This window comes from Legionella pelazae (assembly GCF_052527395.1).
In genome coordinates this window covers 1-21,918 of record NZ_JBNVZS010000013.1, presented here as the reverse complement: position 1 = coordinate 21,918, position 21,918 = coordinate 1, and the positions used below count along the sequence as shown (strand labels likewise).

Below are 21,918 nucleotides of genomic sequence, written 5' to 3'. Positions count from 1 at the left end.
TGAAATATCAGTATTTTAACAAATTGATTAAATATTAAATTCATTTAATTATATTAGGAAGCTAATAATTGATCTGATCTCATATTGATGTCACAATGTGCGCTTTTTTACAGCAAATAGTGTGCATTTATGAGTTTAGTAGAACAAAAAGTTAAGAATGCTCTCCAAAATCTAATAGATTATTTAGAGCAAAATAGCGTCCAACATGGCGATGATGTTGACCAGGTTAGGCAAAAGATTCATCTCATTATTAGTGATGAACTCAAGGAGTTAGAAGAAGAGGAACAACAAAGCTTCTATAAAAAATTATCCATACATTTGCACTCAGATAAAATTAAAGCAAATAAAAAGCTCTCTTCCCTTCTTTCTGCTAACAATATTTCCCTTGACGAGCCCTTTCAAATTTTAGGTGCAGTTTACAAGAAACCTAACGTTATTGATGATCTTGCTAATGATCCTGTTACTGCTACTGCAAAACTTGTTATTAATTTTATAGAGCAGGCTTATCATCATCTAAAACTTTATAAACGCTATTATGAACCCTTACGAACATTAGTTGGTTTAACCTCATGGCTCATCAATATTGGTTTAATCATTGTTGGAATTGGCGCCATAATTGTAACTACCGCAATTGCAAGTACTATTTCTTTAATCAATAAAATTCAAAATAATTTAATAGATTCTATTACAAGAGGAGAGCTCAACCAAGCTAGCCAGGATTTAGTTCGAGAACCATCCCGCTACCAAGAAGCTGAAAATAAATTTTATAAAGGTAAGCAAGACTTAGAAATTGCTTTTTTAAAAGGAAAATTAATAAAGGCTGTTTTTCAAACAGATAGAGATCAAATTAATTCTAGTTTGACACAACTCAGACAAATGCCTTTAGAAGACTTTAAACAATATTATATTGCTTCTCAAGCTGCTCTGTTAAATGAAACAGAAGAACAGATTAAAACAAAGTTTGCAGACGAAGTTAAAACAAAAATCCTTCAAGAGCAAACAACTGGCTTCAACAAAATTAAATTTATTACGCAACTCTTCTCGCATACTATTTTTGGGCCTTTACCGGCCGGGATAGGTAATAAATTATTTTCAGCCACTATTCAACGTCCAGTCGTAGCGTTATTAGCACCAGTTTTTATCATTTCTACGGCGGCTATTGAACTAGCTAAAAAATTAAATGCCTTACTTATGTTAAGCACTCTGGTTGCGCTTGCTGGAATTAAGTTTGTTACCCTTATAGCAGTCAATTCGCCACTCTATCTTCTTGATGCAGCACGGTATGCAGGTAGCAAATTTACTAATTTAAAAACTAATAAATCTAAAGCAGCCTATGATCATACTGCTGCCAACGAGGAGAACTTAAGTAGTAGCTATAACGTTATGTTTGATAACAACAAACCAACTCAACAAAATAAAGAAACATTAGATCAGAATCCCTTTACTCATTCTAAGGGCGGCCTTAAATTATTTGATAAGATGAGGACTGCTAACAATGATAATTTATTGTTAACTTTTCCAACGCCTGGAGCTAATCCTAGTGGAACTAATAGTTAAAAATAGTTGATTGTTAAATTTTTAATTAAATAAAAACAGTAAGAAAAAATAAGTCCGGCGCTATTAGTTTAGTAGCGCTTTAATAAACACTTATATAAAGATCTAAATGTCATTTAAGTTTACATTTTCTCGCCCTTTCTTTTATCTAATATTGCTTTGAAGCAACTTATTGTTTAAATTTAGATCTTTTTAGCTCCATCAGCGTAAAAGGGAGACACCGATATTATGCCTAAAGTAATACCTATATTATTTACTAATGCTAACCCTTTAACCTCTGCTCAGGTAAAAATTTTATCGGAAGCTGGATCAATTTTATCGAATGAATTTGGATTTGAAGTTCAACGATCAATTATTTCACCCGTTAATGATGCTTATCTTCAGAAGCGAATTTATCCTAAAATAGAATTAAATGGAAAGACCTATCATCGCTTACTTTTTAATGCTAGAGAGCGATTAACTATCGCTCGAGCAACCATACAAGATGCCTATCCTTTACGCGTAGGAATAGATATTGCCGCTTATGGCCTTTACTATAATACTACTCCAAATAGTTTACCTAAGAGAGGTTATATCGAATCTTGGGAAATGCTAGAGTACTTACAACGACTAGAAATTGAACGAAGTCAACGTGCCAATATAGAGCCAACTTTATATGTGTTAGTCGCAGGGACCGATGTAGCAAACCAGCGAGGAAACTGGAATGATCTGGCGCCTGGGATACCTTTCTTATTAGCTACGCGCAAAACAGTTGGCAATGAAACAGGGGAACTAAAGCAGCAGATTAACCTTAAATCGCCAAGCGACTATTTAAAACGATTAGGCTATAAAGGCAATATTTTTGATCACTTTAAATCTCAAGTTTTTACCTGTCCAGAGAGTCCAGACGCCAATTTATCTTCTACTCAACTTGCTGAATGTAGGCCAGAAGCTTTGAATTTAATGGGCGATAGGGCCTTTACTGAGTTGATAACAATATTAGCTAAGTATACTAAATCAAAAGACTTTAAATACACAGCGCCAGAGCAAGTGGAAACTGCCAAAGTTTCTTTAGCGCTTATTAAAAAGTCTGCATTAGAAGGTATTCTGGGAGAAAATAAGAAAGCTATCATTAAGCAAAAATTTCCTAGTGATTTAAAGTCAGAAGCGCTTTTTGAGGCAGTTCAATCATTTTGTACTTCTAAAACCCGAGAGCATGTAGCAGGTCTAGAAGATATAAGAACCATCTTTAATCAAGCTGCAACAAGTAAAACCTTAACGCGCGATGAATTAGTTTCCCAATTGATAATATTTAGTAGATGGAAAAAATCTGATTCTAATCTAGCTCGTTTTTTCCATAATAAAGTTCGCCATAGAGCGCCAGAAACAGAGCAGTTTTATCAGCTTCTTGCATCACTTGATGAAACAAATTCTAATTCATGGGATCATGTTACTAAAGCTATTAAAATGTTAAATGAGATGGATGTAAAAGATACACAGCTTAATTTATAAACTGGAAGAATAGATTCCCGCCTAACGCGGGAGTGACAGGGTGAGCAAAGGTAGGTTGGGCCAGATGAAGTGAGGCCCAACAGTTACATTGATAAGAGGTGTAACATCTTCATCATTTGTTGGGCTGCACTTCGTTTAGCTCAACCTACGTTCGCTATTGTCATCATTTTTCGTTTAAAGCGAGCATTTCACTTTCTTACGATTTAGCGATGGTAGAGAGATATTTCATTGTCTCATTTAATCCGACCATAGAACCTATTTCATAAAAAGGTTCAAACACCTCATGGCCTGCTAATTCATCGCGAAGGGACAAATCATGAAACAAGTCTGTTAAATCAAATGGCTCTCCCTTTGGAAAGGATTTTAAAAGCGATGCTGACAAGATACTTAACCCATAATCGATATAATTCATTTCAGACAAAGGCTTACGTTTGTTATACTCAATCATTTTATTCTTATTGAATAAGACATTGCTTTTATCTCCTTGATTACTATTTTTAAAAACAGTCATTAGTGCGGGTTTACCACTTTTAAAAAAATCTCGCTCTACCGCTTTAAAGTTAATAGGAAGATAGGAGTCACCATAAAGAATAAAAAATGCTTCACCTAAAAGTGGCAAAGCTTGCCTTAATGCGCCTCCAGTGCCAAGAGGGCAAGGTCCGTCCCAGGAATAGCGTACGGCTAAATCATAAGCTGAACCATTTCCTACAACAGCTTTAATTTGCTCTCCCAGATGACCTAGACAAAGCACTACTTGTGATATTCCTTGTTGGCGTAAATAACGAAGTTGATAATTGATAAAGTATTCGCCCGCTACTTCTACCAGTGATTTGGGAATTTTTTCAGTGAGCGGCAGCAAGCGCGTTGCTAGTCCACCGGCTAAAATAGCAACTGGCAAGCTCATATAACACTCCTTTCTTTACCTAGTATTAGTTTTTGATAATGTTTGCAGAAAAATAGATATAATGATATCAATTAAAATTCCTCACTTTATGAGATTAAGATTTTTGGATGGCTCAACTATATGATGGATGAAGATAAGCCTACAATCCCTACATCTCGTCTTTCTGTCATCGGTGCAGGGCCATCAGGCTTAGCTGTTAGCCTTTTTCTAAAAAATACGCCTGACATCTTGGAAAGTAAAAATCATGTTGGCGGGCATGCTTCCTCATTCATTGTTGATGGATTTACCTTTGACTATGGCCCTCACATTTTATTTTCTCGTGACGAGGACATTTTAGATTTTATTATTGCTACCTTAGGAGATAATATAGCTCAATGTCGACGCAACAATAAAATTGCCTATAAAGATCGACTGCTCAAATACCCCTTTGAAAATGACTTAGGCTCACTTCCTCTAGAAGATAATTATGACTGTATCCGTCATTTTATTTTTAATCCTTACAAAGAAAAATATGCCAATCCAAACAATATGCGGGAATGGTTTTTAAAAACCTTTGGTGAAGGTATTTGCTCACGCTATTTATTTCCCTATAACGAAAAGGTATGGAATATCCCAGTAGAGAGACTTTCCATGTCTATAGCGGATCGCATCCCAACACCGCCTCCTGAAGATATATTGAAATCTTCTTTAGGTTATACTACAGAAGGTTACTTACATCAGCTTTATTATTCTTATCCCAAGAAAGGTGGTTACCAGGCAATTTGTGAGGCTTGGAAAAAAAATCTCTCCATTATTTATCAATTCACCGTCAACAAAATTCAATTTATAAATGACAAAATTAGATTGTATGATTGTCACGGCAACATGAAAGAATATGAGCAAGTCATTAGTACGATGCCCATCCATGAATTGATTGCAAAGATCAATATTGCCATACCCGCTGATATTAAATCGGCAGCAGAAAAATTAATTATTAACCCGATGTTCGTCATTTCTTTTGGTATACAAGGAATTGATCCTAATCAATATACAGCTGTTTACTTTCCAGAACCTGAATTTTGGGTAAATCGAGTCAGTTATCCTTGTACCTTTTCTTCTGTCAATGGGCCAAAAGGACACTGGAGTTTGCAAGCAGAAATTACCTGTACTAAAAATTCAGCACTTTGGAAAAAGTCAGATGCAGAAATTTTAACCCACACTAAGCTTGGCTTACAAAAGCGTAACTTGCTACCTAGTGATAACTCTATCGTCTTTGCAAAAGTTAACCGTATACCATACGCTTACGTAGTTTATGACGTAGGTTATGAAGAACATGCTAACAAAGTAAGAACCTGGCTTGCTTCTCATGGGATATACTTATTAGGTCGTTTTAGTTATTTTGAATATATTAATATTGATATGGCAGTAGATAGAGCTATTAAGCTTGCTGCAACCTTAAATGGCGATCAAAGAGATTACCTACAAATAAAATCCCTTTATTTAAAAAATGCTTTAAATAAACTAACTGGATCTGATTCATGTCAGATGTAAATTTTATTTTAGATTTTCAAAAGAAAAGTCATTATCCTTACTTAGAAGAAGTAAATGAAGGTATTCTTAAACAAATACCGCCTATAAATGGCCCGGCAACCATATTGGATGTAGGAGCAGGTAGAGGTCTATTAGGTGCCGCTCTGGTAAAACTTGGTTATGAAGTTTCTGCCCTGGAATCTAACACCTTGATCGCTGAAGAGGCAAAGAAAAGAGTCCATCAAGTTATTTGCGCTGACTTGCATGATGTAGCCAAGGTCAGAGATTTTTTACAAGGTAAAAAGTTTAACTACATCGTTTTTTCTGATGTATTAGAACATGTTTACGATCCCTTACAAATTCTAAGAGATTATCAAGAATTTTTGCAAGATGATGGGAAAATTCTCATCTCACTTCCTAATGTAGTCAATTGGCTTAACCGCTTACGGTTTATTTTTGGAATTTTTAATTATGAAATGACCGGTGTTATGGATCGTACTCATATCCGTTTCTTTACTTTTCATTCTGCAAAGAAAATGGTTCAAGCCTCTGCCTACAAAATTGAAAAAGTAGATTGTACCCCTTTTCTAGCACGAGCCTTTTTACCTACTATTAAGCGCATACTGAGTAACAAAAAAGACCACAGCAAAGATAGTATTATTACCTCGCCCTATTATAAATTATATTGTAAGTTTTTATATCCTCTTGAATATTGGATTAGCCGCCTAAGACCTACCTTATTCGCCTTTCGTATTATTCTAGTTGCAAGCAAGCTAGCGGAGAAAAAACTCAATGAGTGCTAATACTGATCCTATAGGGAAATATGTTACTGTTGCTATGATTACTAAAAATGAAGAACAGGCTGTAGCTCAAGTTATTCAAGATATTAAAACAATTGTACCTGGAGCTGAAATTATTATTGTTGATTCGAGCCAAGATGAAACACCATTGATTGCTAAAGCATGTGGAGCCAAAGTAATTCGTCAATTCCCTCCTCGTGGCTATGGCCCTGCTATGGAACGTGCGTTACGCGAAGCAAGTCGCCAAGTTATTATTACTCTAGATTGTGATAATACTTATCCTACCCAAAAAATTCCTGAACTTGCTTCACTTATTCTTAAAGAAGGTTATGATTTAGTGGATGCATCACGATTACAAAAGAAGCCGCAAGCTATGCCTTGGTTTAATTATTTAGGTAATCTAATATTTTCCTGGCTTGCAAGTTTACTATTTTTTAGACGGTTAACTGATCTTCATAGTGGCATGCGTGCTTATCGTAAAACGATGCTAGATACCTTACAATTTGATGCTGAAGGAGCAGCTTTACCTGTTGAACTTCTTTTAAAACCAATTATATCTGGTTATAAAATTCATACTATATTTATCGATTATCAAGAAAGGATTGGACACAGTAAAATGAATGCTCTAGATACTAGCTGGTGGACACTAAAGCGAATCATCAAAGTCAGAATGCGCCCAACAGTAAAATATAATTTAACTTTGTGATTTTATAACTTCGTTTATAAGGAGTTTAAACGGTAATAGGCAATAAGAAATAAATTTTTTGCAATTACCTAAAAAAGAACTTACATTTAAAATGATATAGCCTCGCCACTAAGCTTTAGACAAAGCGCAAGTAATTGAGATGAAAGAGTGTGTATGGAATACATGACTTAAAGCCGAGTGAACTTGCAATGCTCTATAAAGCTTAGTGGCGAGGCTGTATCTTATCAGACCTTCATTGCATGAAGCCGAAATTATCTTTAGTGAAGAAGAAGATGGTCTATACAGAACAATATTTAAATGAAGCAATAAAAATTATTAATCAAATAGAGATTAATGCCATCGAGCAAATAGTTAATTTGCTTGTTAGTCTTAAAGAATCGAATGGACGATTATTCTTTCTCGGCGTAGGAGGAAGTGCAGCCAACTGTTCACATGCCGTCAATGATTTTCGTAAAATTGCTGGAATTGAAGCTTATACACCTACGGATAATATTGCAGAGCTCACTGCAAGAATCAACGATAATGGTTGGACAACGACCTTTGTTGAGTGGTTAAAAATTAGCAAACTTTCTGCCAAAGACATCGTTTTTGTCTTCTCAGTAGGCGGCGGCGATTTATCCAAAAATATCAGTCCAAATATTGTAATCGCTTTACAATATGCCAAATCGATAGGCACTAAAATAGTCGGGATTGTAGGAAGAGACGGCGGTTATACAGCTCAAGTAGCTCATGCATGCATTATTATTCCAACTGTAAATCAAGAAACAATAACACCGCATACTGAAGCGTTACAAGCGGTCCTTTGGCATTTGATGGTATCGCATCCAAAATTAACAGGTAAAACTTAAATGTAACCTGTTTACTTAGAAAGGAACTCTTTGTGAGAGCGAATAATGAATGAAAAAATTGAAAATTTAAAAGTAAAAATATTTTCTGATGGAACTGATAAAATCAATCTCTTAGAGTTATATCAGAAACCTCATATCAAAGGGTGGACAACCAATCCATCACTAATGCGCCAGGAAGGCGTAGTAGATTACCAAGCCTTTGCAAAAGAAATTCTTACCCTTATTCCCGATAGGCCTATTTCTTTTGAGGTCATTGCAGATGATTTTAACGAGATGGAACAACAAGCTCTAAAGATTTCTTCTTGGGGAAATAACGTTTATGTCAAGATCCCAATCATAAATACACGTCGTGAAACCTCTCACGCCCTGATTAAGAAATTGGCAGCACAGCAAATCAAAGTTAATGTCACCGCGGTTATGACCTTAGAACAAGTACGCCATATTGTTTCAGCACTTTCGCCTGACGTACCCAGTTATATTTCCATCTTTGCTGGACGTATTGCTGATACTGGGCAAGATCCAATCCCTTTAATGGTAGAGGCACTAAAAATTATTAAAGCCAACCCTCTAACAGAGTTAATCTGGGCTAGCACACGTGAACTGTTTAATATCTTTCAAGCAGATAGAATTGGCTGCCACATTATTACAGTCTCCAAAGATATACTGAAAAAATTACACTTAGTTGGTTATAGTTTAGATGATTACTCTCTAACCACAGTGAAAACTTTTTATAATGATGCCATAGCAGCTGGGCTAAAGTTATAGCGTTATCCACTAAATTTTAGTTAAGGCGAAGGCGTGTATAAGTAATACATAACTTAAAGCTGTGTGAACTTGCAACGCAGTATAAAGCTTAATGGATAACGCTGTACCTCATTTGGAGAGAGCTTATGATTATTGCACGTAGCCCATTGCGAATTACGCTTGGGGGTGGCGGAACAGATTTACCATCCTATTATCGAGAGCATGAAGGATTTTTAATTGCGGCAGCAATCAACAAATATGTTTATGTCACTGCCATGAAACCTTTTGGTAAAGGCATTTATCTTAAGTATTCTGAATTGGAATATGTTCATTCTGTTGATGAGATAAAGCATAAAATCTTTCGGGAAGTTTTACGTCTACCTAATCTACATTCTAACCAAATTGAACTTGCGTCCCTTGCTGATATCCCTGCCGGTACGGGTTTAGGTTCCTCTGGTAGTTTTACAACAGCACTCTTAGCAGCTTTATATGCATATAACCACAAATTAATCTATCCCCAAGAATTAGCTGAATTAGCCTGCTGCATCGAAATAGGAAGACTAGGTGAACCAATAGGAAAACAAGACCAATATATAGCGGCTTTTGGTGGCCTAACTTGCTTTACCTTTCATAAGGATGACAGAGTAACAGCAACTTCATTAAATATCTCGCAAGATATGTTTTTTGATTTGGAGGATAATCTTTTATTATTTTTTACCGGCTATTCAAGAAATGCAAGTAACATCCTGAAAGATCAAAATGATAAGACTCAGCACAGAGATGATAAGATGTTAATGAATTTACATTTTATCAAGCAATTAGGCTACCGTATTAAAGAAGCTCTAGAACAAGGTGATGGTATACGTTTTGGTGAGCTTATGCATGAGCATTGGGAGTATAAGAAACAACGCTCAAACAGTATGAGTGATAATCAGATTGATAAGTGGTATGAACTTGGTATAAAAAATGGTGCTGTTGGTGGAAAACTTGTTGGGGCTGGTGGCGGTGGTTTTTTAATGTTTTATGCTGCTGATCGTAATAAATTGCGCCATGTCATGCGACAAGCAGGTTTAGAGGAAGTGCGATTTAGCTTTGATTTTGACGGAACAAAGGTAGTCCTTTCATGAATAAAGGATGCTAGTTTAGATGAGGGATAAATTCTTTTATCGTGGGGCATTAGTCACCTATATTCTTCTAGTCTATGCTTTTTATCCGACTTTTCATCTCTCAGTTGATTCTGTACCCCATAGTTTATATCAATATTTAACCCAAAGTTTTCTCGCAGGACATCTAAATTTATTGGTACAACCCTCGCAAGAATTACTTAATTTGCCGGACCCTTATGATCCGGTACAAAATTATAAGTTTAGGTTGCATGATGCATCTTTATATAAAGATAAATATTATCTTTATTTCGGACCACTTCCCGTTATAGTATTTCATTTACCGTTTAAATTATTAACAGGTTTTTACCCTTCAGATGGCCTTGCTGCGTTTTTCTTTTTATCCTTAGGATTTATAATTAACTTTTTTCTAATCATAAAGATAAAAGAACAATATTTTTCCCACATTTCGGAACTGCAATTAGGATTCATGGGTGTGTTGCTTGGATTTACCAACGGGGCGCCCTTTTTAATGTCTAGGCCTGTTGTTTATGAGATAGCAATTGCGTCTGCATTTTGTTTTATGAGTTTTGCTTTCTTTTTTCTTTATAAAATAACCCAACAATACAAAACAAAAGATATCGTCTTATTTAGCCTGTGTTTATCACTCTGTGTGGCCGCTAGGCCGCATTTTGTTTTACTTTGTTTCTTTCTCCTGCCTGCTCTTTTCATTTATTTATTAAAATACACAACCAAGTCACCTTTTACTCTCGTGACTGCCTTATTTGTTCCAGCCGCTGGAGTTGGATTCATGTTAGCGCTATATAATTATTTGCGATTTGGTTCTATTTGGAACCTTGGCCATATTTGGCAACTTTCCTGTAATAACATAATGGCCTTACATCAAGAATTAAACGATCTAAGCAAAATTCCCCGTAATCTGATTTATAGTTTTTATTTTTATTTTCTACAACCTTTTACAATAGTTGATACCTTTCCCTATATCAGGTTAATTTGGCATGACTGCCGGTATCATATTGATAACGATTATTATCTAGAAGCCATTGCCGGCGTATTAATTACAACACCCTTTATTCTTTTAGTTTTAGCCTTACCTAAATTACTTTTGATCTATTTTAAAGAGAAAAATCAGAAGATTCCTTTATTGTGGTTTTTGCTCTTTACCTTTTTTGTTCCTCTCATTAATGCCTTATTTTTGCTTCTACTTCCCTTTGCTGTTCAACGATATCAAGTGGATTTTATCCCTTACTGGGCTCTTCTTGCTATTATCACCCTTTGGTTATATGAAGATTATGCTTATCATTCACCATACTTTAAACTTGTAAAAATTATTTTTATTACTACAGCAATCTTTAGTATCTATGTGGGACTCAGTTTTGGTTTAGCTTATTGGAGAGTGTTATAACGAAGTCTCTTGAAGGTACTTAATCATCGCCAAGGCCGAGGATTGGATGGCTTGGGCAGAATTTTGCTTACAATGCCAACCTAACGAATGAATCTTCTCGATATTTAAACGTACTACTGGAACATCACCTTTCCAACCTCTATTACCACCTGTAAATTTGAAATGAACTGATTTTTTTATACCCATGCATTCTATGATAATGCTAGCAATGTCACGAACACTAATATAATCCCCAGTAGCTACATTATATACTTCATATTTTTGCGTCATCTTATTATGAGCCAGTAAAACGGCTGAAACGACATCTTGAATATGAATATAAGATTTGCTTTGAGAACCATCGCCTAAAATTTCAAGCTTAGTTGGATCGGCGCTTAGTTTTCTTATAAAATCATACCCTACGCCATGCGTTTGACGAGGTCCGACAACATTAGCAAAACGAAAAACACAGGCAGTTAGATCAAACATATGGCAATAACTACAAATAAAAGCTTCGCTTGCAAGTTTACTAGCGCCATAGGTCGAAATGGGATACATACCAGCTTGGTCTTCTGGACTTTCTATATCAACCTCTCCGTAAACGCCACTACCCGAGGTATAAATAATTCGTTTAACTTGCGCCAAGCGAGCGGCTTCTAAAACTTGATAAGTAAGATAAATTCCCTCAGTAAAATCAATACTTGGCTGTGAAATGGCCCGTGCAATATCAGGATTAGCAGCAAAATGCATCACAACATCATGTCCTTCTATCGCCCTATTGAGTTTATCTGTTTCTTTAACATCCCCTTTAATAACTATAAAGCGAGCGTCCTTATTGTGTTGCTGATAATGCCACGCTTTGCCAGAAGAAAAATTATCGTAAATTGTTACTTTCGCGGTTGTATCCATACTTAATAACGCATCAACAAAATGAGAACCAATAAAACCTGCGCCACCTACTAGAAAATAACTTTTAAAGTCCATCTAATTTATCCTAAATTTTTAATATCAAGCAAGCTTTAGTCTAATTAAGTAAGCTTGCCAGAAAAGTCAGGCGCTTGCTAAGCAATTTCTATTAAAATTTAAAACTCTTTTGCTGCTCCTGCTTCTATAAATAAACTAAGCTTAAGGCTTAAAATCTAAGTTATTGAATACTCACCCTTACTAACTTATGTTATTGAGTTAAGGTCTTATTCTTCTCTTTAGTTTCTGTTACTTCCATCTCTTCTAATTGACTTGTAACATTAGCAATAACGTCTTTAGGTGTACTAATGATTACCTTAAGTATATTAACCTGACGTTGAGTCTCAGAGCTAACAGAAACATTAGGCTCTACATTAACCGCAGGAACACCGCTTTCCTTAATTTTATCCCCTTGTTCAATTTCGCTCGCCATATCATCACCTGGATCTGGATCTGCTAGCTCTGGCTCAGGTATTAAAATTACCGCGCTAACTCCCTTGTCTTGAATTAAACGTTCTACTTCCTTTCTTTTTGCCAAAATTTTTCCTTTTACAGTTTCGTCAGCTTCAATATATTCTATTGGCACTTTTCTTCCTTTTACTTGGAAGGACAAAGCAGACTTAAATTCAATATTCGCAGAGAGATTCTTATAAATTTCAATACCTCTTTGAACAATCTCAGACGTACCTGACTCTAAAGTTCTCACTAGTGAAATTCCACCTTGAAAAAGCAATTTTGTTAACGTATCATCAAGTAAAAATTTTGCAATGTTATAATTATTTACACATAAATTTATATCAGCCAAAAAAATTACCTCAGAAACAGCTTTAACACCAAATTTATTTACTATCTCTGCTAATTTCCCAGTAATTGCTACTTTTAAATTTCGTTCAACAACCTCTAAATCGTCATTAGGAGCAATCGGAATTTGCTCAGGTTCTTTAAAATCTGGAAATTTATTTTCAAGGTTTTTAGTGTCTTTATAGCGAATAGTAGTCCCCTTATAATTCATATAAGCCGGGCCCTTATCATGGTAACAACTGATTATTAATATGCCTGTTGCATTTAATCCATAGTGAACATATATTGGACTTCTCATGATTTTCTCGTTTTATCATCTACAGTCCAATTTTAATACTTATACATTAACAAATTATTAAATATAAAAATTTTTTTAATTAAATTAAATTTTTTATGAGATAGATTTTGCTAATGATACAGTGAGCTTAGATACCTTACACAAGGAAAAAATCCTAACCAAATTTACTATATTCCTTCTTTTATCGCTTCAAACTGAGTCTTTAAAGATTTATATTTAAGTCGCATTTCCTTAAGTTTTTCCTCTGGCTTGATTTCTAATAATTTGTTAGTTAAATAATTAATATCATTATTTACAAGTTGTAGTTTCCTATTTAATTGTTCATCATTTGTTTTCTGTTTTTCTTGAAGTAAGAATTGCTGTTTTTCTTTTAATTTATCTAAATAGCTGTAGACTGAAGCTAATTTCTCAGAACGATTATCTATATCCTTTTTGAAGTGATTCAATGATAGCTCAACTTTATAAGTTGGTTTGTTAACTTTATTAAAAAATATCATTTTTTTCATTTCATTAATCACTAAAAAAATATTTCTACGTACTACTACTTGTGTTAGGAATATCTACAGCATCTACACCTGTTTGAGGCTCTAGTAACCGCCTCTTTTTCTTAACCTGATTTAACTCATCCTTAATCTCGTCTTCCAATTTGCTAGTAGTCTCAATAATTTCTGTAATTTCCTTAGCTTTTGTGAGTGTTTCATCACTAATTTTTGTTACTGTATTTTCACTTAATTCATTACTATCATCTGGATAGGTATACTTACCGTCTGAGCCTTTTTCCTTAGTCCTGATTGTAACCTTAGATTTATAATGCTTTTGATGATGCTCTGCCGCCTTCTTTGCCACCGCAGTTAAAGTTGTTTCTAAAACGCAACTTACCGGTACTTGAAATATAGTAGCCAGTGTATTATCCATAAAGAACCGAGCAATCTCGAGTTTATCTAAAAAACATAAGTTCACATCAGCGTAAAAAGAGACTTCCCTAAATTCTTGGTTAGACTCATTTAGCTGTTCTTTTATATTTTTAAGCGCAGTTAAAACGGCTTGCTCAACCAAGTCATAGTCTCTGCTATCTTTAATAGTTACTGAGGTACACTTATACTTTGGAAAAATTTTAATAGGGCTCTTATCTTTATTGAGTTGCCGTGTATATTGAAGATTTAATTGTTGTGAATATAAAGAGTAGAATGCTAGAGAGTTCATGCGACCACTATGATAACAGCATATTAATAAGGTATGTGAGTTCAGTACCCCATAATAAATGTAAGCTGTAGTAGGAGTTGGGGTTGCAGTGGTTGGCATACTAGTTACTTAAGTTTATCTATCTAATAGTTTTATATTAATATAGTAAGCTTAAAATAGTATTAAATTTAATCATTTTTTTATTTTTATATCATATCTTCATTAAGAAGGTTAATTAGAGAAGTAAAAAACTAAGACATGCCCTAAGTATGTTAAGTAAATAACTATGCTAGGAAGATTAGGTCGTTTTGACCTAATCTTAATCTCTATTGATTTTCCTCAATTGTGGCCTCAAGTTCTTCAATTGCCGCCTCAAGCCATTGTTTATGACGTCGCTCATCATCTAAACCTTGCATAATAACTGCAGTTGCTTCAGGCCATTTATTAGTATGCTCACTAACTCGCTCATAGGCTGTATTAGTATCTATTTCATTGGTAACCATTGCTTTAAGGATAGCTTTATCGCCAAATATATTAGCTAAGACTATCTTACCTTTAGTTAGATACTGTTTCATATCAGGACCTATAGGAATTTCCTTTTGATGAGCTTTAAGGATATTAGTTATATTTTTTATATGCCGTTTATGATCATCCATAAATCCGCTTAAACGCTGCTTATATACTTCACTTTCAAGCCGATTAATGGCTACTTTATAGGCGGCAACTGCGTCAAAATCGAGCTCACAAAGAGCATAAAGAGCATTATGGAACTTAGCCTGCATACCAACACTAGTTGTCATGTCGTACTCCTTTTTCTAATTTAGAATCATCCTCTAATAGGCCATTTAAACCTAAAATGTAGCAGAGCATTACAGCTCTGCTTGTTTATTTAATTAGATAAGCTTGCAATCTAATCTTTAATTATGCCCTTTACAGCAAAATAACCTATTAGTCCAAAAAACATGATTTGCAAAGGATGTTTTTGGACGTAATCTAGCCAATCACAACCTGACTTCTCTAATTCATTTAAACCTTTTTGCATCGTATCTTTAGCTTGTTTTTCAAAATTAGCCATGGAAAACTCCTTACTTACATAGATTTAAATTTTTGACTTAATTATTATGACAATATTGTCATTTAATTTGTGATTAACTTTTAAGATAACATATTAAAATATTATGTCAATCAAATTGTGACAAATTTAGGAACTCATTTTTGCCAACCATGTCTATTATTTATACCAATTTGAGTTAGAATACTAACTATGCTCAAACCATAACAAGATAAAGCCTAATCGTTGTAAAGGTTGAGAGTCCTTTTATTTGGCTGAGAAACAACTATAAAATTAATAAACAAACTTGACATATAAAGATATTTCTTAATAATTGCTAATCCAAATAAATATAAAGGGATATTAATAATGAACCGCTCAATTCTAGGCACTGCTATATTAATCACTAGTTTATTCACCGCAGAATTACTAGCAGCGCCTAAAGCGATGATCACGCATAATCTGACTGATACCACAACCAATGCCTATGTGGATGGCGTTCCAGCGCCTGAGCCAGCTGGCCCTTACGCGACCACTAAAGTGCCATGGACTATTGTTAAGATAGGTTGTAGCAAGCATAAAGAAGAAGGGGTTTGTCCTGCCGTTATTAAGATGGACATTGACAGCAGTTCGCCTATTATTGTTGGTACCTTATATGTAGATTTAGAAAGCGGTGTCATTATGCCGGCTAAAATTTCTGCCAATGGGTTTACAGTGGAAGTAAATGCACCTGGAGAGATTACAGTTTTAATGGGGTAATTTAACTATAGCGGTTGCCCACTAAGTTTTAGACAAGACGCAGGTGATTAAGGCATACGAATGTATATAAGTACACATGACTGGCTTAAGGAATTGCCAATGCCATAGCAAGCTTAGCAAATGACGCTCTCTACTATATAGAGAAGTTATAAAGTTAGTTTAGTTAATAATTTAGACTATTGTAAATTAAAAAAAATAGACCTATTTTATATTCAACTAATTTTTAGACCTCTTATTCTCCTTATAGAGGGCTTAGGATAATCTTTAACCTTAATTTTGCGATATCTTACATATTGAATAACTAAAAAGATTGCACCAGCGGCTAACACATGTTTTAAAGTGTGGCCACTTATTAAGTGTCCAGACCACGTATAAATTTGTTTATCTAAAATTTCTGTAAGCTTAGCTAATCCAAATAAAACAAAGACACTTATTAAATATCGCTCACTTGTATAAGAAGATACAAATAAAAGAAATATTAATGCGATCATTGTAATTGGGTATGCCTGTGACCAACCATATAAACGTAAATCGCCCTGCCCTAATTGTTCAATTATTTCCCAATGAATCGTACAAAGCATTGCAATTAAAACAGCAGGCAATAATAAGTAAAAACCAACCCATCTATTTACCCTTTCTAGAATAAAGGCACTAAAAAATGACATAAAAATAATGCCCATAGGCAACCTATCCCATAATAGAGAATAGTTATTGGGTGCCCAATGATAATAAGCAGAACCAATACCAGTAAGAATGGTACCAAGAAATAAACCTACATAAGGCCATTTGACTTCAGGACTAAGCAATTTAATCGTTTTATGAAAAAGAGACACTAAACCCATGCTCCCTACTATAAACAATAGATTTGACACCACATTGAAAAAATTAGGAATAGATAAAAATACACGTTTATCAGCAAAATCATGATAGCTTAAGGGCTGAGGAATAGGTGGCACTAACAATAAAGAAAGTGACATCATTAGGGAAAGAATTAAGAGCCCTGTAATGGCTAAGCAGTATTTCTTTTCTTCGTTCATAGTGAATTTCCCTTAGCTTCCTTTAATTAAATATTAATAAAATTTTTTCTTTGCTTTACGTATGTCTTAATGCTTAAATCTATCATTTAAAATCTAACTGTAATTTAAAGTATTAACAAGGAAGCCACTGTATGCGTAAACTATTTATAATTCTTATTCTTGCTATCACTTCTACTCTACATGCACAAAGCGCGCTAATGAATGATACAAAGCAACGACATCAAATTATTCAAAAATATTTAAGCAAACTCAACCAATTAGATGCTGACGGAGCTATCGCATTATTTATACAAGGAGGTACCGTTGTATCACGTCATCAAGGTGAAGTTAAGGCAGTTGATTTTTTCCCTGCTTTTGTAGAAAAATTTATACAATTAGAGATGAAAGAGCTCATGTTTTTTAAAACAGCCAATAAAGATCTTTATGCTTTAGAAATTGGTTCAGCAGGTATTAAAATGACTGGCGAGCCTGTGTCAGCAACCTTTATGGTTATCTTTCAATTTGCTAAGAATGATAATCGATTTGAAAAAATCATTATTTTTGCCAATGATACTTTAAAGTATCCATCAAATTAAAGTAATGAACGTAGGCATAGCCAGCCTGGCTGGCTTAATAGCTACTCTATTTAATTAATCCTAAATTCTCTTTAAAATAAGTTAAATCGTTTAGCCATTAAAATTTAGCTAGCTCGCTTGTAGCCTTCACATTCTCAATAGGTTGATACTGTGGGTAATGTTTTATATTTTTCCAGGGTGAGTCGGGTAGTTTAATTAACTCATCAAGGAGAAAACAGGCTAATGAATTAGTATAAAATCGCGTACTTGGCTGATCTAAAAAATTATTAATCAGCGTAATTGCCTCATTTGGTGTTAAACAATTATCTAGATCTATAAGTAATTTTTTTGCTGCATCGCAACCTGCTTGCCCATGCCCTAACCGCGTAAAAAAATTTTCATAGCCTCGCGACATGGCAACATTGGTTTTATCCGCAGCCCAAGCTAGATAATTCTTAATCCCCCGCTTAGCCGTATTAATAAGCATTAATTTTTCTAAATTTAGCTTATGAAATTCTACAAATTGCTTAATAGTCTGATTAGGAAAAATTTTACCTATTTGTTCATCAACCTTTTCTATAACTGTAAGTTTATCTTTTTCTGGTAGTAATTTTGCTAAGATATTACAAGCAATCTCTAGGGGCAGTTTACGCTGAATAAGCATAGAGCATACAGGCAATAAAGCCCTTAAAAAAGCTGCTTCACCATTATGAGCTAGATTAAGGCGACCATTTTTTTCATAAGGCGCTAAGGCCTGTAGTAATTCATCTCGTTGTCGTAACGATTTATAGGTAAAGAGTTCATTAGCGGTTAAATCAATTACCTTTATTTTATTAGGGATAGCTTGAATTATTGCAGATAACTCAGCCGTAGTTTTTGCCTGCAAATTATTTGCGCTTAAATTAAGTGAAACCAATTGGGCCGGTAGCGCTTTAACTACTTGCAATATATCTAAAACAGGCTCATTGCCAAGATTATTATGGCTTAAGTTAAGATAACAAATGGTAGCGGGAAGAGTCATCAATGCCTGGGATAAATCCTCACCCAAACTTTCGCAAGTTCCTTTAAAAAATAGACCTAGTGCGGTTACGGTATGCGGAATAGCCATCAATGCTTGCGCTAACTCATCGCCAGAATGTTTAATAGTTTGATTTAAACTTAAATGAAGTGTTTTAACTGTCCTTGGAATTGCGGCAAAAATTTCAGCTAAATCGGCGCCAGAAGTAACACCAAAATCATCTAAATTTAAATCAAGTACAACTAAATCACGAGGTATATTCTTTACTGCCTGAACTTTCTGTGGCCAGCTCATCAATCTAAAATCGGCGCGCTTAGACTTAGACATTTAATCTCTCCTTTTAATAAATGCTTAAAATAGTTAAATAAATTTATAGCGGAAGTATTAAGCAAGTGTTCCATTTTGCCGCATTGAAATTATTTATTGCACAAAAATATATTGTGCTTACGCGCATTAATCTTTAATATCCAGACGGAAAGTCCAGGAATTTTGGAACAAGATTAATCAAATAATTATAAGAGTTTATTATGTTAAGATTTAATAATTTAAAAAACTATTTTTTAGGAATTACATTATTCACTATCGTCTTTAGTGAAGCTTTCGCTTATTCTCATTTCGAAAAAACAGCTAATTCTTCTTCATTAGCTATTAAGTATTCAGCAAATTCGATTATAAATCTACCTGATAAGCAAGGAACGCTATTAAAAGAGGATGTTAAGATTACTATTAACCATTTCATTCATCTTTCGGCAGACAAAGTTTTAATTAAGTTTGCTGATAACAAGCAGAAAACTATTCGCGAATTTATTGTATTTGGTGAAGGTTCTTTAAAAAAGAAACAACATATAAGCCATTTTAAAGATGGTATTTATAATCTTGCCAAGACTAAACTTACTGCGGAAAAAATTTGGCAGTAAAACTGTTAAAATAAAATAGTTAGCTCATTAATCTAATGAATCTAATTAAATTATAAATTGGATTCGTTAGTTAACATTTCTTATAAAAGATTACTTGGCATGTCTAGATATACCTACTATATGATCGATAACCTTTTCGCTAGCATCACGACTACAGAAAATATCTCACTGGTTTTTATTGTTTAAATAAAGCTCGCGTAGTTTACCTTCGTTTTTTGAGAATTACATTTTACCTCTTTTGGAATCTACAGAGGAGCTCCATCCTAGAGAAAATTTTTATATTTTTTATTTTTATAACATAGCTGTTTAGTATTAATAAATATTTGTAATTATAACACTAAGTGGTTTAATTATCTAAAAGAGAAAAATTGGAAATATATAAAATTAATGCCTTTTCTGAATGGCTCAAGAGTACAAGATTTCCGATCAGGTGCTTATAGATGCAGTCTCAGAAATGAATAATGGTTTATTTGATGCTAATCTGGGTGGTAATGTTTATAAAAAAGGAACTTAAGGCCTTAAAAAAATTAGCCAAACTTTATTTTTCTTTATCGGATATAGAAATTATGAATGCATTAGATTCTGGCAATCTAATTAGAGTAGGTGAAAAATGAAAAAATCAATTTTAGATGTTGTACATGGGTCTGCTAGAGGTCTTTATGATGCTGGTATTGTAGATGCTACTACAATGCATGAATTTGATGCATTATGTTTGCCTCCAATTAAATCTTTTACAGCGCAAGAAATTAAAACCTTGCGTTTAAGAGAGCCTGTCAGTCAGGTTGTTTTCGCTAAATATTTAAATACATCGCCTTCAACTGTTCGGCAATGGGAACAAGGAGAGAAACACCCAAGAGGCACTTCCTTAAAATTACTAAATTTAATAGCCGATAAAGGGTTAACTATTTTAGCTTAAATAACGTTTGTTTTCTGAATGAAAAATAAATTGCTAAAGGTCGCATATCGTTTTAGAACGACATAAAACACTGAGAGTTTCATTTCCAAACAATCTTATTTTAGATGGGTATTTTTTAATCAGAGCATAGTACCTATTACTAGAAAGGCTTTCGCGTTTATATTTGCCTTGCGTGGTGGCTTCCCAAAATAGTAAAAACTCATCTAAACAAGCAAACTCAAAATCTTCAATTGAGCAGTTTTCTATTACGGTGAAATTATATTCAGCTAAAAGTGCTAACCATTCTTCTTTTTGTGTTAACGGATATTTCTTCTGAAATTGCTCATACGTTAATCCTGAGACTGTTTCAATTTCACTAATAATTTTTGAATACGCAGCAATACAATTCATTATAAATTGACCTTGAGGCCTTAATAATTTATTTATTTGGGTAAAAGCCTTCTTTTTATCTGATACCCAGTGTAAAACGTAATTAGAATACACAATATCTATAGATTTTTCTGGCAACTCATCAAATAATTCAATGCTTGAGGGATACCACTGGATATTGTGGAGATCTGATGGTTGATTGCAAGTTTTAATCTATCTACATCTGGTTCAATAGCAAATATTTTCCCGGCTGAAGATACTTTTCTAGCAAGGACATAGGTTAATTCACCTGTGCCACAACCAATATCTAAGATTTGCTTTCCTGCTTTTATCTGAAGTTGATTAATTAAGTCGAAGCCTTTTTCTGTTTGAAAATCATTATATTTTTGATAAAGGATTGCTACGTCTTTGTCATAATTTTTTTCCATAAGATGCTTAACCATATACTTAACCCCTAACTATTTTTAGTACATTAATGACTATCTAGTAGTATGATAAATTGTCAAAATATGGATCTGTTGCAAAAAATTTTCTACCTCTTAAAAGTAGGATTTTGAAGTTAAATATTAATGACTTTTATACTATTAGCTAGGAATTTAGCTAAGTGTTTTAAATTTCTTCAATTGTGCAAGTAGAAAATATTTATTGCCACAGGGCATGTATCTTAGCAAGCTTATATAAGATATGTAAATAATCCGTATAATAAGTTAAAAAATAAACATATATATAAATTATCAGACATGTAGTCGGTAGTTTGCTCTTTATAAGGCTTTGTAGAAATTAGATTGAATTAAAATTTACAGTCTTGAAAAATGTTATTTTTGAGAGTGTTTATGCTAAATTATCTCCTAAGAATTTTACTCTAATAATCTTAATATTTAACGCTGGTTCAGTATTTATACGCCTGAGTTAAATAAAATATTAAATTGTTATCATAAACAGTCGTTTTGCGAGACTATAATCGTTTCTTGAAAAAGACAGTAAATAGA

At 34.0% G+C, this 21,918-nt stretch carries 25 protein-coding genes; 14 read left to right on the top strand and 11 right to left on the bottom strand.

Annotated elements, in window-relative coordinates; all coding sequences use genetic code 11:
* Positions 1-129 precede the first annotated feature (129 nt).
* Positions 130-1,557, top strand: a complete 1,428-nt coding sequence (locus ACQUW5_RS12335; protein WP_444991560.1) for a hypothetical protein — start codon at positions 130-132, stop codon at positions 1,555-1,557.
* 225 nt (positions 1,558-1,782) lie between these two features.
* Complete coding sequence (locus ACQUW5_RS12330; protein ID WP_444991559.1) at positions 1,783-3,045, top strand: hypothetical protein; 1,263 nt, start codon at positions 1,783-1,785, stop codon at positions 3,043-3,045.
* Between the two features lie 196 nt (positions 3,046-3,241).
* On the opposite strand, the gene ACQUW5_RS12325 is transcribed toward ACQUW5_RS12330, so the two are convergent.
* Positions 3,242-3,949, bottom strand: coding sequence for a nucleotidyltransferase family protein (locus ACQUW5_RS12325; protein WP_444991558.1), 708 nt, complete (start codon positions 3,947-3,949; stop codon positions 3,242-3,244).
* A 120-nt stretch (positions 3,950-4,069) separates the two neighbouring features.
* Here ACQUW5_RS12325 and ACQUW5_RS12320 point away from each other — a divergent pair, with 120 nt between their 5' ends.
* From ACQUW5_RS12320 to ACQUW5_RS12290, 7 genes are all read left to right on the top strand, one after another.
* Positions 4,070-5,479 carry a protoporphyrinogen/coproporphyrinogen oxidase gene (locus ACQUW5_RS12320; protein WP_444991557.1) on the top strand — a complete coding sequence of 470 codons (1,410 nt, stop codon included), beginning with the start codon at positions 4,070-4,072 and terminating at the stop codon, positions 5,477-5,479.
* Complete coding sequence (locus ACQUW5_RS12315; protein ID WP_444991556.1) at positions 5,467-6,261, top strand: class I SAM-dependent methyltransferase; 795 nt, start codon at positions 5,467-5,469, stop codon at positions 6,259-6,261. The genes ACQUW5_RS12320 and ACQUW5_RS12315 overlap by 13 nt, the downstream gene beginning before the upstream one ends.
* On the top strand, positions 6,251-6,964 hold the full coding sequence (locus ACQUW5_RS12310; protein WP_444991555.1) for a glycosyltransferase: 714 nt from the start codon (positions 6,251-6,253) through the stop codon (positions 6,962-6,964). Before ACQUW5_RS12315 ends, ACQUW5_RS12310 begins: the two co-directional genes overlap by 11 nt.
* A 239-nt stretch (positions 6,965-7,203) precedes the next feature.
* Entirely contained in the window at positions 7,204-7,812 is a 609-nt protein-coding gene (locus ACQUW5_RS12305; RefSeq protein ID WP_444991554.1) for an SIS domain-containing protein, read from the top strand.
* Between the two features lie 45 nt (positions 7,813-7,857).
* Complete coding sequence (locus tag ACQUW5_RS12300; protein WP_444991553.1) at positions 7,858-8,577, top strand: transaldolase; 720 nt, start codon at positions 7,858-7,860, stop codon at positions 8,575-8,577.
* A gap of 125 nt (positions 8,578-8,702) precedes the next feature.
* Positions 8,703-9,683 (top strand): GHMP family kinase ATP-binding protein, encoded by a 981-nt coding sequence (locus ACQUW5_RS12295; protein ID WP_444991552.1) that lies wholly within the window; start codon positions 8,703-8,705, stop codon positions 9,681-9,683.
* 19 nt (positions 9,684-9,702) lie between these two features.
* Complete coding sequence (locus ACQUW5_RS12290; protein ID WP_444991551.1) at positions 9,703-11,085, top strand: hypothetical protein; 1,383 nt, start codon at positions 9,703-9,705, stop codon at positions 11,083-11,085.
* On the opposite strand, the gene ACQUW5_RS12285 is transcribed toward ACQUW5_RS12290, so the two are convergent.
* From ACQUW5_RS12285 to ACQUW5_RS12260, 6 genes are all read right to left on the bottom strand, one after another.
* Positions 11,080-12,048: an NAD-dependent epimerase/dehydratase family protein gene (locus tag ACQUW5_RS12285; protein WP_444991550.1), complete on the bottom strand. Its 969-nt coding sequence runs from the start codon at positions 12,046-12,048 to the stop codon at positions 11,080-11,082. The genes ACQUW5_RS12290 and ACQUW5_RS12285 overlap by 6 nt on opposite strands.
* Before the next feature lie 190 nt (positions 12,049-12,238).
* The gene (locus tag ACQUW5_RS12280) at positions 12,239-13,126 is read right to left on the bottom strand and encodes a hypothetical protein (RefSeq protein ID WP_444991549.1); all 888 of its coding nucleotides are present in this window, start codon (positions 13,124-13,126) and stop codon (positions 12,239-12,241) included.
* Positions 13,127-13,293: 167 nt separating this feature from the next.
* On the bottom strand, positions 13,294-13,632 hold the full coding sequence (locus tag ACQUW5_RS12275; protein ID WP_444991548.1) for a hypothetical protein: 339 nt from the start codon (positions 13,630-13,632) through the stop codon (positions 13,294-13,296).
* Between the two features lie 25 nt (positions 13,633-13,657).
* Positions 13,658-14,428, bottom strand: coding sequence for a hypothetical protein (locus ACQUW5_RS12270; protein WP_444991547.1), 771 nt, complete (start codon positions 14,426-14,428; stop codon positions 13,658-13,660).
* Positions 14,429-14,634: 206 nt separating this feature from the next.
* Positions 14,635-15,108: a DUF2383 domain-containing protein gene (locus tag ACQUW5_RS12265; RefSeq protein WP_444991546.1), complete on the bottom strand. Its 474-nt coding sequence runs from the start codon at positions 15,106-15,108 to the stop codon at positions 14,635-14,637.
* Between the two features lie 110 nt (positions 15,109-15,218).
* Positions 15,219-15,383 carry a hypothetical protein gene (locus ACQUW5_RS12260; protein WP_444991545.1) on the bottom strand — a complete coding sequence of 55 codons (165 nt, stop codon included), beginning with the start codon at positions 15,381-15,383 and terminating at the stop codon, positions 15,219-15,221.
* A gap of 345 nt (positions 15,384-15,728) precedes the next feature.
* Between ACQUW5_RS12260 and ACQUW5_RS12255 the strand changes: the two genes are divergently transcribed.
* Positions 15,729-16,118: a hypothetical protein gene (locus tag ACQUW5_RS12255; RefSeq protein ID WP_444991544.1), complete on the top strand. Its 390-nt coding sequence runs from the start codon at positions 15,729-15,731 to the stop codon at positions 16,116-16,118.
* A 212-nt stretch (positions 16,119-16,330) separates the two neighbouring features.
* Here ACQUW5_RS12255 and ACQUW5_RS12250 read toward each other — a convergent pair whose 3' ends face one another.
* Complete coding sequence (locus tag ACQUW5_RS12250) at positions 16,331-17,155, bottom strand: hypothetical protein (RefSeq protein WP_444991543.1); 825 nt, start codon at positions 17,153-17,155, stop codon at positions 16,331-16,333.
* 131 nt (positions 17,156-17,286) lie between these two features.
* Between ACQUW5_RS12250 and ACQUW5_RS12245 the strand changes: the two genes are divergently transcribed.
* Positions 17,287-17,730 carry a nuclear transport factor 2-like protein gene (locus tag ACQUW5_RS12245; RefSeq protein WP_444991541.1) on the top strand — a complete coding sequence of 148 codons (444 nt, stop codon included), beginning with the start codon at positions 17,287-17,289 and terminating at the stop codon, positions 17,728-17,730.
* A gap of 97 nt (positions 17,731-17,827) precedes the next feature.
* On the opposite strand, the gene ACQUW5_RS12240 is transcribed toward ACQUW5_RS12245, so the two are convergent.
* Positions 17,828-19,054: a leucine-rich repeat domain-containing protein gene (locus tag ACQUW5_RS12240; protein WP_444991540.1), complete on the bottom strand. Its 1,227-nt coding sequence runs from the start codon at positions 19,052-19,054 to the stop codon at positions 17,828-17,830.
* A 200-nt stretch (positions 19,055-19,254) separates the two neighbouring features.
* Between ACQUW5_RS12240 and ACQUW5_RS12235 the strand changes: the two genes are divergently transcribed.
* From ACQUW5_RS12235 to ACQUW5_RS12225, 3 genes are all read left to right on the top strand, one after another.
* Positions 19,255-19,644, top strand: a complete 390-nt coding sequence (locus ACQUW5_RS12235) for a hypothetical protein (RefSeq protein ID WP_444991539.1) — start codon at positions 19,255-19,257, stop codon at positions 19,642-19,644.
* A gap of 400 nt (positions 19,645-20,044) precedes the next feature.
* Positions 20,045-20,158: a type II toxin-antitoxin system RelE/ParE family toxin gene (locus ACQUW5_RS12230; RefSeq protein ID WP_444991538.1), complete on the top strand. Its 114-nt coding sequence runs from the start codon at positions 20,045-20,047 to the stop codon at positions 20,156-20,158.
* 96 nt (positions 20,159-20,254) lie between these two features.
* Positions 20,255-20,560 carry a helix-turn-helix domain-containing protein gene (locus ACQUW5_RS12225; protein WP_444991537.1) on the top strand — a complete coding sequence of 102 codons (306 nt, stop codon included), beginning with the start codon at positions 20,255-20,257 and terminating at the stop codon, positions 20,558-20,560.
* Between the two features lie 33 nt (positions 20,561-20,593).
* Here the strand turns inward: ACQUW5_RS12225 and ACQUW5_RS12220 are convergent, their stop codons facing one another.
* Together ACQUW5_RS12220 and ACQUW5_RS12215 are read right to left on the bottom strand one after the other, a co-directional pair.
* Positions 20,594-21,067, bottom strand: a complete 474-nt coding sequence (locus tag ACQUW5_RS12220; protein ID WP_444991536.1) for a methyltransferase domain-containing protein — start codon at positions 21,065-21,067, stop codon at positions 20,594-20,596.
* Complete coding sequence (locus ACQUW5_RS12215) at positions 21,049-21,372, bottom strand: methyltransferase domain-containing protein (protein WP_444991535.1); 324 nt, start codon at positions 21,370-21,372, stop codon at positions 21,049-21,051. Before ACQUW5_RS12215 ends, ACQUW5_RS12220 begins: the two co-directional genes overlap by 19 nt.
* Positions 21,373-21,918 lie beyond the last annotated feature (546 nt).

Coding starts and splice junctions, on each gene's coding strand:
- ACQUW5_RS12295 (WP_444991552.1), top strand. CDS start 8,703: ATGATTATTGCACGTAGCCCATTGCGAATTACGCTTGGGGGTGGCGGA.
- ACQUW5_RS12275 (WP_444991548.1), bottom strand. CDS start 13,632: ATGAAAAAAATGATATTTTTTAATAAAGTTAACAAACCAACTTATAAA.
- ACQUW5_RS12305 (WP_444991554.1), top strand. CDS start 7,204: ATGAAGCCGAAATTATCTTTAGTGAAGAAGAAGATGGTCTATACAGAA.
- ACQUW5_RS12315 (WP_444991556.1), top strand. CDS start 5,467: ATGTCAGATGTAAATTTTATTTTAGATTTTCAAAAGAAAAGTCATTAT.
- ACQUW5_RS12330 (WP_444991559.1), top strand. CDS start 1,783: ATGCCTAAAGTAATACCTATATTATTTACTAATGCTAACCCTTTAACC.
- ACQUW5_RS12300 (WP_444991553.1), top strand. CDS start 7,858: ATGAATGAAAAAATTGAAAATTTAAAAGTAAAAATATTTTCTGATGGA.
- ACQUW5_RS12240 (WP_444991540.1), bottom strand. CDS start 19,054: ATGTCTAAGTCTAAGCGCGCCGATTTTAGATTGATGAGCTGGCCACAG.
- ACQUW5_RS12320 (WP_444991557.1), top strand. CDS start 4,070: ATGATGGATGAAGATAAGCCTACAATCCCTACATCTCGTCTTTCTGTC.
- ACQUW5_RS12250 (WP_444991543.1), bottom strand. CDS start 17,155: ATGAACGAAGAAAAGAAATACTGCTTAGCCATTACAGGGCTCTTAATT.
- ACQUW5_RS12285 (WP_444991550.1), bottom strand. CDS start 12,048: ATGGACTTTAAAAGTTATTTTCTAGTAGGTGGCGCAGGTTTTATTGGT.
- ACQUW5_RS12335 (WP_444991560.1), top strand. CDS start 130: ATGAGTTTAGTAGAACAAAAAGTTAAGAATGCTCTCCAAAATCTAATA.
- ACQUW5_RS12290 (WP_444991551.1), top strand. CDS start 9,703: ATGAGGGATAAATTCTTTTATCGTGGGGCATTAGTCACCTATATTCTT.
- ACQUW5_RS12270 (WP_444991547.1), bottom strand. CDS start 14,428: ATGCCAACCACTGCAACCCCAACTCCTACTACAGCTTACATTTATTAT.
- ACQUW5_RS12215 (WP_444991535.1), bottom strand. CDS start 21,372: ATGGTTAAGCATCTTATGGAAAAAAATTATGACAAAGACGTAGCAATC.
- ACQUW5_RS12280 (WP_444991549.1), bottom strand. CDS start 13,126: ATGAGAAGTCCAATATATGTTCACTATGGATTAAATGCAACAGGCATA.
- ACQUW5_RS12325 (WP_444991558.1), bottom strand. CDS start 3,949: ATGAGCTTGCCAGTTGCTATTTTAGCCGGTGGACTAGCAACGCGCTTG.
- ACQUW5_RS12225 (WP_444991537.1), top strand. CDS start 20,255: ATGAAAAAATCAATTTTAGATGTTGTACATGGGTCTGCTAGAGGTCTT.
- ACQUW5_RS12265 (WP_444991546.1), bottom strand. CDS start 15,108: ATGACAACTAGTGTTGGTATGCAGGCTAAGTTCCATAATGCTCTTTAT.
- ACQUW5_RS12245 (WP_444991541.1), top strand. CDS start 17,287: ATGCGTAAACTATTTATAATTCTTATTCTTGCTATCACTTCTACTCTA.
- ACQUW5_RS12310 (WP_444991555.1), top strand. CDS start 6,251: ATGAGTGCTAATACTGATCCTATAGGGAAATATGTTACTGTTGCTATG.
- ACQUW5_RS12235 (WP_444991539.1), top strand. CDS start 19,255: ATGTTAAGATTTAATAATTTAAAAAACTATTTTTTAGGAATTACATTA.
- ACQUW5_RS12260 (WP_444991545.1), bottom strand. CDS start 15,383: ATGGCTAATTTTGAAAAACAAGCTAAAGATACGATGCAAAAAGGTTTA.
- ACQUW5_RS12255 (WP_444991544.1), top strand. CDS start 15,729: ATGAACCGCTCAATTCTAGGCACTGCTATATTAATCACTAGTTTATTC.
- ACQUW5_RS12230 (WP_444991538.1), top strand. CDS start 20,045: ATGGCTCAAGAGTACAAGATTTCCGATCAGGTGCTTATAGATGCAGTC.